Here is a 13,080-nt window from a genome sequence, read left to right on the forward strand (position 1 = left end):
TCTCTTACACCTCTTCCGCGGTACTTTCATTCTGTACCGGCTGTTTCGAAGAACTGTCTTCGCCTATTGCTTCTTCCGGAGCACCGCTTGCCTGCTCTGAAATACTGCTGTCGCCGGCAGCCTGCTCCGGCTGTCCCGAAGAGTTCCTTTCCGGCGATTCGCTCGAAAAGTTCAGTCTCTCTTCCTCCACCACGAGCGGTCTCTTCATGACCCTTTGGTTAATGGATAAAATATACTCTCCCAAAAGTCCGATAAAAAAGATTTGCACAGAGCCGAGGAATAGCATTCCTATCAGCATGGGGGCCATCCCTGCGGGAAAGCGGTCCCACCAGATGAGCTTCATAATGAGGTAAATAAGCCCCACCAGCATGCTGATTCCCGCAAAGATCCCGCCAAAAAATACCGCTAAGCGAAGACCCACCTTGGTATAGCTGGTAAAGCTCAGCATAGCCGCATCGTATAAGGTATAGAAATTGTTGTGGGTCACTCCTGCCCGGCGCTTCGGCTGGGTGTAGGGGATATCCTTTCTTCTGTAACCAAGCTCCGCTACAATACCGCGCAGGAAGGGAGTCGGATCGTCCAAAGATTGCATCACCGAAATAAAGCCTTTGTCGTATAGGCCAAAGCCCGTAAACTGGCTGATTTGATCCACCGAGGACATTTTCCGGATAAGCTTATAGTAAATACCTCGAAGCGCATACATGAGCTTCGACTCGTTACTCTCTGTCTTCACACCGATCACAATGCGGTAGCCCTCCTCCCAGGCCTCCACAAACTTCGGAATCATTTCCACCGGATCCTGAAAGTCCGCCGCCATAAGAATGGTCGCGTCTCCCGTGCTTTGCAGCATCCCGTAGTAGGGGGAATTAAACTGGCCGAAATTCTTTGCATTAAAAATCGCCTTAATACCCTTATCTTCCTTGCAAAGCGCTCTTAAGTTCTCCCGCGTCTTATCCTGCGAGTCATTGTCAATAAAGAGAAGCTCATATTTATAATTCTGAAGTTTCTCCTGAAAGCAAGTTCTAAGAGCATTCGCAAGGGGAACGACATTTTCCTCCTCGTTATAGCAGGGAATGACAATACTGATGGTTTTCTTCAAATTCCAACCTCTTTTCTATCCTTCTAAATCGGTATATACCAAGACTTTTACGGCCTTTCTGTTCTTCATATCATATAGTGCCGCTTCTATATTTTCCATACCGCGGTAGCTTTTCGTGAAAAATGCGCTCGGATGAAAATTCCGTTCCTTGACTATCTTCATGATTTTCTCAAGATGCGCTCTTCCGCCCTTGGAAAGGGAGAAGACAAAGCTCTTTCCCGCCATACCCTTTCCTAAGGAAAATTTCGGTAAATAGAGGGCGTCTACCGCCTTCTTTTCTCTCTCTTCTCCATCAATTAGATAGCGAAGCGGTCTTCCGGAAAGCTCTTCCGTTACAATGTCCTCATCCGCCCCGAAATAAGCCACATTGCTGACCACGCCGCCACCGTATTTTACCATGTCGGAAGCTTCACATAGGGCATATTCGTCTCCTCCGCAAAGAAGCACCCGGTCCACCCCTTTTCCGGCAGTCCTGTTCCAAATCTCGTTCACAATAGAAGAATTGGTGGAATTTGCCAGAGGATGCTTTCCTTCGGGAAGGGGCGTTCTAAGCTCTCTATAGTCCAAAACCTCCACCGGACAATCCTTTGTTCCCATACTAAGAGCAAGGCTCTTACTCTCTTCTCTGCTTCCCACGACAAAAATGCGACTTGCTCCGAAGTACTGCGCCGCAAAGATTGCCGCAAGACCGATGGCGCCGATTCCCAGTACACAGACCGTATTTCCAGGCTCCACTCTTCCTTCTTCCGCCGCCGTAAAGCCGGTTTGCAGAACGTCGGTGCAGAGAAGCGCATCTTCTAAGGAAAGACCCTCCGGAATTTTTCCGCAGTTTTTATCCGCATGGGGCAAATAAAAACACTCCTGAAAAGCCCCGTCTATGGACTTTCCGAGGGAATGGGCGGAAAAGGGATAGCCTGCGTGAGACTCATTTTCCGTAACTTCTTCACTCTCCCAGTTCGGGGTAATGGCGGAAATCGCCACGATTTCTCCCACGGAAAAATCCTTTACCGCACTGCCTTTCTCTATAATCTTCCCCACGCACTCATGCCCCAGAGTGAGATTCTCTCTCTTCGGAGAGCCCTGCCAGATTGTATGCACATCACTTGTGCAAGGCGCAAGAAGAAGAGGCATGATGAGCACACCGTGTTCCTCTATTAAACGCGGCTTCTCCTTTTCCATCCATTTCACTTTTCCTCTTCCCTCTAAGACAAATGCTCGCACAGCGACTTCCTTTCTTTTTTCGTAAAATACTTTGCAGCTCACCGAATTATGATGGATTATCATTCTATAAAGGCCTTAGCCTCTATTCTACCCTCGTGGCAAACAACTTCACGCTTTGCCAAAATATTGCTTTCCTATAGGTGATTCCCTTCAATCCTAAAGCTCCGTTATCCTTTCGCCCCTAAGTGCCAAAATCCGCGGGCAGGGCTGAAAATCTCTCTTGATAATCCCGGCTATTTCGTCCGTATAGCCCGGTGCCACGATAAGAATTTCGTCCACCGTCTCCTCCTGAAAATGCTTAGGCGGCACAATCAATACATGGGAAGCCGGACTGTACAGTCCCTGCTTAAAGGGTGCAGAGTCAATGATATAGGAAACTGCATCCTTTAGCGCCGTTGTAGAAAGCAAGGTGAGCCCCTGATGGCTCGCACCCCATATAGCCATCTTTTCTCCCTTTTCCTTTAGCTTCGCAATATGAGCCTCTACGTCTTCTTGAATCTCCTTTTCATTTTCAAGAAGAGGAGAAATGTCGATTTTCTGCCCGCTGTAGCGGAAAATGCTTAAGTTCTCCTTCGCTTCCTTTTGCAAAACAAACTCAATGGTATCCCGATTGATTACGCGACTCTCGAGAAGAGAAAAACCGGCTTCCTGAGAAAGGTATTGCAGGCTCTCTTCCGTGAAATTACTGATATGGTCACGGAGCAGCTCATAGTAGCTCTTATTTTCCAAAATATAATGAAAGCTCGGTACCGTGAGGAGGAAAATGCCGCCCGCCCGAAGATGCGTATACGCGTAGTCCAGCATCCCCTTCGGGTCCTTCTGGTGCTCGAGGAAATTAAACTGCACCATGGCATCGACTTCCTCTCCGACTTCCTTTTCGTGTTTTCCGTCCGGAGAAAGAGCAATAAGTCCCTTTAAGGAAAAGTCTTCTTCCGGGAATCCCTCATAGAGAGGAAGACCTGCTGCCCTCCCCTTTTCCACAAGGCTCTTCTTATGCTCTATACCAAAAGTATAGGGCGTCAACGCTCCGCATTCCACGCCTTCCCACATCTTAAGGAACTCTCCCTGCCCGCTTCCAAGCTCCAAGATTACGGGCTCCCTCTGTCCTTTATTATGCAAATAGGAAAGAAGCTTTGTGTATTCTTCCTCTCGAAGACGGCGCATGGTTGTTGTTCCGCCTCCTGCACGAATCACATCCTTATAATAGGAAACAGGCTCGGTATCAAACTGCACCAGACCGCAGTGCAGACATTGGCAAAGCGGTAAATCCACCGGCTTTTCCCGCTCCAAATCCTCTTTTCTCGGAAAATCCTGCGCAGAGGCAGGCATATTATGAAAAACGGCAAGCTCGGAAAGCTTTTCTCCGCAGACGATGCAGTTTGCCATCGATTTCCCCTTTCTTCTTTATACTTTATTACATTCCGTTTCATAAATAAATTCATACAGCTCTTCTATTCCGGAAGAAAAGCTGATTTGCTCTTCAAATCCCAGCGCGGAAAGCTCTTTTGTATGCGCCGTAAAGTCATAATCTCCCTCTACATTGGGGGGGCGCAGGCCAAAGCGCAGGAGACTTGCTTCGCTATATCTAAGCCCCTTTTTCTTAAGGAAGGAGAAGCCGATTTGCTCGATTTCTTTAATATAGTCGGAAAGAAGACGGCTTTTTCCGCTACAGATGTCTATCGTAAAGCTACCGCAGTCTTTATCCTGCCCGAACAATCCTGACTCAAGCTGCTTCTCCTTATACTCGATTTCCGAATCTGCATTCTCTCTTTCCGGGTTTTCGCCCTCCGATTTACTACCTCTCTGATTTCTGCTTTCTTCCTTCCGCGTCGGAATATCCAAATCCGTAAGGAAGGCCAATGCACGCCCGAAATCTTCCTCCGCCATGAAATTCCAAATTTTATTTCCACTTCCGAGCTCCGTTTCCGTACCTCTTAAGGTGTTTCTCACAAGCGTCTTTACAAGACTTCTTTCATGATCCCCTTTTCCGTAGATAGAATAAATTCGAAGGTCGATAAATTCCATCTCCCCGTGGTTTTTCAGGCCGTATTCGGAAAAAGCGAGTTTCTTCTCCCCGTAGGGACTTGCCGGAAGGGGATCTTCTCTTGTGCCTCTCCCCATTTCCGCCTGTGATCCCGCAAAGAAAAAGCGTTTTATGCCATGTGCCTTAGCCCAGGAAAAAAAGGCCTTGCTCACGCGAAGATTCTTTTCCTGCGTTGCAATATCCGAACGCCCGAGAGAGCCTACACCGTCCCAAGCAAAATGCAGAACCGTGTCAAAGTGGAGCTCGCTAAGAGAGGCCGGACTAACCGGACTAAGGTTTTCAGAAGTAGCATTCCTTTCTGTAGTGATGCCGGCTTCCGTAGTACTGTTGTTATATTCCGCTTCTCCTGCATTTTCTTTCTCCCAAAGAAGAAAGCTTTCCATGTTAAGGGAGAGAAGTTCAATTCCCTTCTCTCCCTTAAGTCTTTCTTTATTCCGACTCTCCGGACGCAAAATCCCGTAGACTTCATGTCCCTTTTTTAAAAGCGCTTTTCCCGTACTAATGCCGAGGAAACTCGTAATCCCGCTAATCAGTACCCGCATTTACTGCCTCTTCTTTAAGAGCATGAGCATTTCCATTTCCTCATCCGGAAGGAAGGGATCCATATCCTGCAAGGGCGGGCTGAAAAGATTTCCGTCCTTATCCCTCTTTGCACTGGATTTGGGCAGGAACTGCTGCGTAAGGCTTACAAAGACTTCGCAAAGCACCGGCCCCTCCTGTGTCAAAGTTTTCTCGATTCCCTCGGAAAGCTCCTTATTGCTGTGAATGGAAACATAGGGGTAGCCATAGGCATACGCGAGCTTCTTTAAGCTTGGGAAAGAAAGGTCCGTACCTTCTCCCTCCATGCCGGAGTCCACACCGATTCCCACCAAAGGCTTTCCGAAGAAGCTGTTCTGTGTCTGACGAATGGAATGATACCCGCCGTTATTTACCACAAAAATCTTCAGCGGCATCTTGTGGTGGATAATGGTCTGCAGCTCCTGCAGGTTCATCTGAATGGAGCCGTCTCCGGTTAGGACAATGATATCCTTTTCTTGGTAAGGCGGATAGCTTTCTTCCTTTCCCTGCCAATACGGCGTCTTCTTCAGCCTTTCCGCCTCTTCCTTTGTAAAGTCAACCGCCGCACAGTAGGCGCCGATTCCCGCCGGAAGGCCGTATCCCATGGACGCTACACCGTCCTGACTGATAAAACGGGTGCCCTTTTTAATGATATAACTCTGTCCGCCGGCAACACAGGGAGAACCGTTCCCTACCGCAGTAATCTGATTTTCCTCCGCTCTTTCCGAAAGCTTCTCCACTAAGGCATAGACATTGCACTCCGCAGTCTCTTCCGAACGATATTCCGGAAGAATTGTGGGATAATTTGCCTGATAGAAGCGCACGGTATCAAGCCAAGTAAGACGCTCGCTCTTATCCTCTTCCAAAACGGCCTTTGCCGCCTTTTCCCGAATGAACTTCCGGGCTTCCGCACGCACAATGCCCTCTCCGCCCTTAAAGAGGGGAAGACTCTTTTCTTCCTTTAAAAGCTCGAGCAGTGCACGAATCAAGGCCTTGGCGTCGCCGTGAAGCTGTAAATCGCAGTGCACGGAGGGCTTTGCAATCTCTTCCTTATCAATATCGTTCTGCATCACATAGGCTTCGGGTGCCCAGTCACGAAAGGCATAGCCAACCTGCCGAATATTCAGTCTCGATCCGATACTTAAGATGCAGTCTGCATTTTGTACGGCAAGGTTTCCGGGTCTGTCCCCTCGTCCTCCGGGGCGTCCCGCATTTAAGGGGTGCTTTGTCGGGAAAATGTCCGGCGCATTCCAGCCGAGCACTACGGGGATTCCTAGCTTTTCGGAGAGCTCCAGAAACATCGTCTCCGCTCCGGCAATGCGAATGCCGTTTCCTGTATAGAAAATGGGGCGCTTACTTTCTCTAATTTTCTCTAAAACCTGTTTTGCGAGGGGAAGGAAGTCCTCCCAGCAAGTAAAGCCGTGGTCTTCCTGTCCTCCTAAGTCCTCGGCTAAAACATGCGGATTCTCTTTTTTCGCATACAGTGCATGGAGGGCCTTCTTTTCTTCCTCATCCGAAAAATACTTTCGGAGCGCAGTTGCAAACTCCGGATGCTTGTTCTCCACGGCTCTCTTTTCCCAGCCGTCTCCTCCATTTTCAAAATCGGAAACATCAAAGCCCAGTAAATCCTCAGTTTCAATGGTGCAGCCTTGTACATCCACCGGAATATCCAGCCAACAGGGACCGGGACGACCGGTCTGGCTTAGGTAAATCGCTTTTTCTATCGCATAGCGCACGCGATACGGGTCAATCAGCATCTCGCTGTATTTGCACATGCAGGATACGGACTGCAGGATATCAAACTCCTGATCTCCCATGGCACGAAGCGCTCTTCCCGACCAGCGGGCGGTATTGTCATGTCGCACCTGTCCGGATAGGACAATCATGGGAAGGGAGTCCAGGTATGCTCCCAAAACACCGGTAATCGTATTCGTTCCGCCGGGACCGGAGGTCACACAAAGGAGGGCCGGAACATTGTGGATTCTGGCATAGCTTTCAGCCGCCATAGCACAGGCCTGCTCATGATGCTGGTAGAGGGTTTGAATTCCCTTATTGTGCCCAAGCGCATCATTTAAGTGCATTGCGCCTCCGCCTACAACGGAGAAGGAGCGGCAAATCCCCGCTTCCACCAGTTTTTCCGCAATGTAATCCGCTAGTCTTTTCTTCATTTTCCTAATCCTTCCTCTCTAAAAATAAGCCATGGTGATTGATATGATAATTGCTGATTAATTTTTCGTTAAACAGTCGAGCATTCTTCTCTTCTTCGCTTTGCTTTTTTATATTCCCATCTTCGAAAATGTCCATTCCGAGTATCTTTACCCCAGCTTCCAAAACATAGGAAATGCCCTCATCAAATTCCTTTTCCGTAAAGCGTTCTCCTAAAATTTTCTTGTCCATGGAGCAGTAAAGAGGTAGATTAAGCATCTTTAAGAGCCTCGGCAAATGTGTCTTTACTCTTCCGCTCTGAAAATCTCCATCCGTAAAACAGTACAGGCTGGTATTTAAAATGGGATCTCGAAAGGCTTCCTTCTCCCTATTCAAATCCATCTTTTCCGCTCTCGCATCCTTTAAATGCGACTCCCGCCTCGGACGATACTCGTCGCTTAAACTCATAAGAGCATCATTGATCTCCGCCTTTTCCTTTTCCGGTGTTCCCAGAAGAAGTATCCCCTTACAATGCGGGACGGACACCATGACTTCCCTAAGCCAGGAGCGATGGCTGAGTTCTTCTCCCTCTCCTCTCTTTAAATCCGCCTGATGGTCAAATAGGAGGAGCAGAAATTCCTCTGAAAGACCGTCTAAAAAATATTTTGTCAGAAAATGATAGTCTGCAGAATCGAAAAAATGCAACCCATAGGGAGAAAACTTTTCTTTCTTTAAGGCTTCCCTGAAACTATTTGAAGAACAGCTCTCTACTCGTATCCCTTCTGTAAGGGAAAGCTCCCGATAGCCTCCTTGTAAATCCAAAAAGATAATCTCCGATTCTCTCCCCATCTCTTCCCGGTCTTCCTCCATCTATGGCTCCTTTCCAAATTTCAAAAAGCCTGTCTGCAACCCATTATAGCTTATATTTCCCTAGGAAAAAGCGAATTTTCGCTTACAAAGCATCTCCATAGTCTAAATACAGTAGACAAAGCCCCTTTGCGGGAGCTGTCGGCCCGGCAAGGCGCCTGTCTCTTCCGGCAAGTATCTCGGAAAGTGCAGAGGGCGAAATCCTTCCTCTCCCGACTTCCAAGAGGGTTCCGCAAAGGATGCGAATCATGTGATAGAGAAAACCGTTTCCCTTTACGGTAAAATGCAGATACTCCCCCTCTTCTTCCAAGCGAAAATCCGTGATACAGCGCACTGCAGAGCCTCCCTGTAACAGGGTCTGCGCCTTGGGGTTCGCAAAGGAAGTGAAGTTGTGCTCTCCTTTTAAAATTTCGATTCCCTCCCGAATCTTCACCAAATCAAGCGGAAAGGTATAATGGTAGTACAGTCTTTGAAAGAGCGGATTTTCCACTCGCGCCCTGTCTATACTGTAGCGATATTCCTTCGTATGTGTCGTAAAACGAGGGTGAAAATCCTCCGTCTTTTTCCAAGCGGAAAGAACACGAATATCTTCCGGAAGATAGCTGTTTAATGCTCTCTCATAGTTTTCGGGATTCCGCTCCGCTTCCGTATCGAAGGAAAGAATATTTCCCAGAGCATGGACTCCTTGGTCTGTCCGACTCGCCCCGATAAAGTTTTGGCACTCTCCCGGAAAAAGACGCGAAAGCACTTCCTCTACCTCTCCCGAGACCGTCCGAAGCTCCTCTTGCCTCTGAAATCCATGATAATTTGTGCCCTCATAGGCCAGTTTCAATACAAAACGATGCAAGACGCACCTCTTTCTTATATTCTCTTTCTTTTTTTATTGCTAATTATCTAATCTCGTATTTTTCAACTTTAAGGGATAGGCTTTTACACTAATTACAGCTTTGGAAACCGGACCCGGTCTTACAACTCTCCTACTCTCCTTAAATAAAGAATGCACGAAACCCTTTATCATCGTATTTTACCTAGGGAAGGCTGATAAATCGACTTCCGATAGCCATCCCTAAAATCAGAAAAAGGACAAGATAGGAAAGGTAATCCGCCTTGGTATAGTGGAGAGGCTTCATCTTGGTCCTGCCCTCTCCTCCCTGATAGCAGCGCGCCTCCATAGCCATCGCAAGGTCATAGGCTCTTCGGAAAGCGGAGACAAAGAGGGGGACAAGGATAGGCACCATAGCCTTTGCCCTATCGAAGATGCTTCCGCTCTCAAAGTCCGCGCCTCTTGCCATCTGCGCCTTCATTATCTTATCCGTCTCTTCCACTAAAATCGGGATAAAGCGGAGAGCAATAGACATCATCATCGCAATTTCATGTACCGGAAAATGGAAGAGCTTGAAGATTCCAAGTCCCTTTTCCATACCGTCTGTCAGCGCATTCGGCGTAGTCGTTAAGGTTAAAATGGAACTGGAAAGCACCAGCATCACAAGACGAATCGCCATCATGCTTGCAATTTGCAGGCCTTCCTTGGTCATTTTCAAGAAAAAAAATCGAAATAATTCTTCTCCCGGTGTGAGAAAGAGATTAAAGCTCACGGAGAGTAACAGCAAGAACAGCACGCTCTTTAAGCCTCTCACCATAAAGGAGAAGGGCACCTTCGATAAAAGAATAAAGCCGAAAAGCACAAGGGCAAGCACCGCGTAGGCAGTCCAGGAATTCACAATAAATAGGGCAATTAAAAACAAGAAGGTACCGGCAAGCTTTACTCTCGAATCAAGTCTATGAATAAAAGAGTTTACAGGATAATACTGCCCTAAGGTAATTTCTCTAAGCATGACTTACCCCCTTTCCCTCGGAATAATCTCCGGAAAAGTAGGCTGAAAGGGCATGCACCGCCTCCGAAACGGTATTTCCAAGTTGCATATCTAAACCATTTTTCTTCAAGTCGAAAAGAAGTGCGCGAATCTGCGGAAGTCCAAGTCCCATACTTTCCAGCTCTTCCTTCTTAGAAAATACTTCCTCTACCGTGCCTTCCAGCTTTAGCTCTCCCTGATGCAAAACCAAAACCTCGTCCGCGTAACGCGCCACATCATCCATGGAGTGGGAAACAAGAAGAATGGTCATTGCATAGTTTTTTCGAAGTCCCGCAATCTCTTCAAAAAGTTCATCTCTCCCGGCAGGGTCCAATCCTGCTGTCGGCTCATCCAAAATAAGAAGCTCCGGTCCCATAGCAAGTACGCCCGCAATGGCGACCTTCCTCTTCTGCCCTCCGGAAAGTTCAAAAGGAGATTTTGCATAGAGCTCTTCTCCGATTCCGAGACTCGCCAAGGCATCTTTCGCAAGCGCTTCCGCATCTTCTCTCGTCTTTCCCTGATTTAGGGGGCCGAACATCACATCCGCGAGGACCGTTTCCTCAAAAAGCTGATACTCCGGGTACTGGAAAACAAGCCCTACCTTAAAGCGGAGCGCACGATAATCAAAACCTTCCTCCGAAAGGGAAAGTCTTCCTTTTTTTTCTATGACCGTCTTCTTCCCCTTGAAAAAGAGGAAGGATTTCCCACTCTTCACGAGGGGTGGATTCTCCCGGAAGGAAACAAAAATCTCTCCCGACTTCGCCTTAATGAGCCCATTCAAGTGCTGCACCAGTGTAGACTTTCCCGAGCCGGTGTGCCCGATTACCGCGGTGAGACTTCCCCGCCGTATTTTCATACTTAAATCCTTTAAGGCAAAGCTTTCCATAGCCGTGCCCTCCTGAAAAATCGCGGAAAGATGATTGACTTCCACAATATAGTCGCCTGCCTCAGGCTTCTCGGAAGAAAGTTCCGACAAGCCCGGGAGCTCCGGCGCCGTAAAGTTTTCTTGCAGAGAAAATCCTTCTTCCTTTAGCTTAAAAAGCTCTTCCTCCAGCTCCTCTTTTTTTAGAATGGTCTTCTCTATCGGAAAACCCTTTTTTTGCAACTTGTGCGCGAGCTCCGTAATAAGCGGCACATCCATGCGATATTCCTTTAAGCGCTCCACATTTTGGAAAACCTCACGGGGACTTCCGTCCATAACGAGTTTTCCGCTGTCCATAAGGAGAATCCGGTCCGCATCGACCGCCTCCTCCATATAGTGTGTAATCAAAATAATGCTGATGCCCTTCTTCCGCTTCAGCTCCAAAACCGATTCCAAAACCTCTTTTCTTCCACTCGGATCCAGCATGGCGGTCGGCTCATCGAGCACAATGGTCTTCGGCTCCATAGCAAGAGTTCCTGCAATCGCTACACGCTGCTTCTGTCCGCCGGACAAGTGGTTCGGAGACTTTAGTCTATAGGCCTCCATATGCACTGCGGAGAGAGCGTTGTTTACCCTTTGCCAGATTTCATCGGTGGGAAGCCCGATATTTTCCGGCCCGAAGCCGACATCCTCTTCCACAACGGACGCAATAATCTGATTGTCCGGATTCTGAAAGACCATTCCCACTTCTCTTCTTATCGGGAAAATGTTCTTTTCCTCCCGACTGTCCATTCCGGAGACCAGAATCGTACCCTCTGTTGGAAGCTGCAAGGCATTGAAAAGCTTAGCCAGAGTCGATTTTCCGGATCCGTTATGTCCCAAAATGCAAACGAAGCTCCCCGCCTCTATCGAAAAATTGAGTGCGGAAAGAGCAGACAAGGTTTCAATCACCTCATCATTTTCATTTCGCCTCGTGTATTGATAGGACACATCTTTTACAACAATATTTTCCAAAGCACACTCCTGCTCTCTAAACCTTCTTTACTCTTGCAACATTTTACAATAGATAGGGGTGCATAACAAGAGAAAAGGCTCCTCCGCCCTGAAAGGGTAAAGGAACCTTTTTTATTCTTATCACAGAGTGTGCAATATCCCGTTTCCGCTAAGCCTTATTCTTAAAAAACCGCAATACGCATTCTTTTTATAAAACCACGATATTATTACAGGAATGATCCTCACTTAAATTATAAATCTTTCCCGTCTGAATCTCTACGACCTTAGGGCGGGTAGGATAACGTTTGTTGTTTTCTACAACTTTAGCCATTTCTCCGTTAGAAAGTTCCACGATAGAATCCACCGGATAAAGAATGACGCTTTCTATGAAGCTCTGAATAACCGTGTTATCCAGCTCGGATCCAAGAGCCAAAATCATTTCCATCGCTTCGCGTCCGCTAATCGGTCCTTTATAAGGACGCTTCGTCACCAACGCGTCAAAAATGTCCGCCACAGACAGGATTCTGGAAAAGAGGGAAATATCCTTCCCCAGCAATTTATCCGGATAGCCCAATCCGTTCATTTTCTCATGATGATGTAAAACACCGTCTAAAATCAAAGCGGAAAAATTATTCTTCTCCTTCAAGATTTCATACCCATAAAGGCTGTGATTCTTTATCGTTTCAAACTCTTCATCGGTCAACTTCCCCGGCTTATTCAAAATTTCATTTGGAATTTTTGCTTTTCCCACATCGTGCAAAAGACCGGTAATACCGAGATGATGGATTTCCTCCTTGGCCATCCCGTATTCTCTGCCAATCATCATGGAAATTGCTGCGACATCCACGCTATGCTTGAAGGTATATTCATCGCTGATTTTAATCATATTGACGTCAATTGCCACCGCGTCATTTTTAAAAATTGCCGATTCCAACTCCCCGAAAATATCCAACGAATTCGAAGTAAAATCCTCATCTTCCGTATGCTCAAAGATGTGGTTCATCCTTTCTTCCAACTGTTGCTTTACTTGTGCAGAAAGCTGAATCTTTGCTCTATCGGGTTTTCTATGCTGGCGGATAATTTTCTTAGTAGCCTCCGGAATCGGAACTGCTTTATCATCCACAAAGCGATAGGTGTAAATTCCCGGATACATTTTCTCTTTAATATAGCGAATCTGATACTCATCCAAATAAACCCCATTTTCGATCATTACTCTTCCCATGGAGTCTTTGATGCTTTCTCCGAGTTGCATCCCTACTTCTATTTTCTCTCTTTGGACAAATATTTTTTCTTCCATCTTCTCCCTATCCCTGCGGCATTGCTCTTCCCTTGTTTAAATTTCGCCATGCGTAAAACGGACATTTTCTTCCAAAAACACAGTTACCTTCCTATCGTCTATAATTTCAATTTTTATAAGCCTTTCATCGACTTAAAAAAG

General features: G+C 47.1%; 10 protein-coding genes. All 10 read right to left on the reverse strand.

Annotation, left to right across the window (positions count from 1 at the left end; genetic code table 11):
- Positions 1-4: 4 nt before the first annotated feature.
- Positions 5-1,099, reverse strand: a complete 1,095-nt coding sequence (locus tag HMPREF9624_RS06145; protein ID WP_009536998.1) for a glycosyltransferase family 2 protein — start codon at positions 1,097-1,099, stop codon at positions 5-7.
- Between the two features lie 15 nt (positions 1,100-1,114).
- Positions 1,115-2,320, reverse strand: a complete 1,206-nt coding sequence (locus tag HMPREF9624_RS06150) for an alcohol dehydrogenase catalytic domain-containing protein (protein ID WP_009536999.1) — start codon at positions 2,318-2,320, stop codon at positions 1,115-1,117.
- A 156-nt stretch (positions 2,321-2,476) separates the two neighbouring features.
- Positions 2,477-3,706: a class I SAM-dependent methyltransferase gene (locus tag HMPREF9624_RS06155; protein WP_009537000.1), complete on the reverse strand. Its 1,230-nt coding sequence runs from the start codon at positions 3,704-3,706 to the stop codon at positions 2,477-2,479.
- Positions 3,707-3,724: 18 nt separating this feature from the next.
- Positions 3,725-4,906, reverse strand: coding sequence for an NAD-dependent epimerase/dehydratase family protein (locus tag HMPREF9624_RS06160; RefSeq protein ID WP_009537001.1), 1,182 nt, complete (start codon positions 4,904-4,906; stop codon positions 3,725-3,727).
- Positions 4,907-7,090: a thiamine pyrophosphate-binding protein gene (locus HMPREF9624_RS06165; RefSeq protein ID WP_009537002.1), complete on the reverse strand. Its 2,184-nt coding sequence runs from the start codon at positions 7,088-7,090 to the stop codon at positions 4,907-4,909.
- A gap of 4 nt (positions 7,091-7,094) precedes the next feature.
- Positions 7,095-7,937 (reverse strand): hypothetical protein, encoded by an 843-nt coding sequence (locus HMPREF9624_RS06170; protein WP_009537003.1) that lies wholly within the window; start codon positions 7,935-7,937, stop codon positions 7,095-7,097.
- An 82-nt stretch (positions 7,938-8,019) separates the two neighbouring features.
- Positions 8,020-8,781 (reverse strand): tRNA pseudouridine(38-40) synthase TruA, encoded by a 762-nt coding sequence (gene truA, locus HMPREF9624_RS06175; RefSeq protein ID WP_009537004.1) that lies wholly within the window; start codon positions 8,779-8,781, stop codon positions 8,020-8,022.
- Positions 8,782-8,962: 181 nt separating this feature from the next.
- Positions 8,963-9,769, reverse strand: a complete 807-nt coding sequence (locus tag HMPREF9624_RS06180) for an energy-coupling factor transporter transmembrane component T family protein (RefSeq protein WP_009537005.1) — start codon at positions 9,767-9,769, stop codon at positions 8,963-8,965.
- On the reverse strand, positions 9,762-11,663 hold the full coding sequence (locus tag HMPREF9624_RS06185; RefSeq protein WP_009537006.1) for an energy-coupling factor transporter ATPase: 1,902 nt from the start codon (positions 11,661-11,663) through the stop codon (positions 9,762-9,764). The genes HMPREF9624_RS06180 and HMPREF9624_RS06185 overlap by 8 nt, the downstream gene beginning before the upstream one ends.
- A 187-nt stretch (positions 11,664-11,850) precedes the next feature.
- Entirely contained in the window at positions 11,851-12,939 is a 1,089-nt protein-coding gene (locus tag HMPREF9624_RS06190) for an HD-GYP domain-containing protein (protein WP_009537007.1), read from the reverse strand.
- Between the last annotated feature and the right edge of the window lie 141 nt (positions 12,940-13,080).

The sequence above is a fragment of the Oribacterium asaccharolyticum ACB7 genome, assembly GCF_000238075.1.
Classification (GTDB): domain Bacteria; phylum Bacillota; class Clostridia; order Lachnospirales; family Lachnospiraceae; genus Oribacterium; species Oribacterium asaccharolyticum.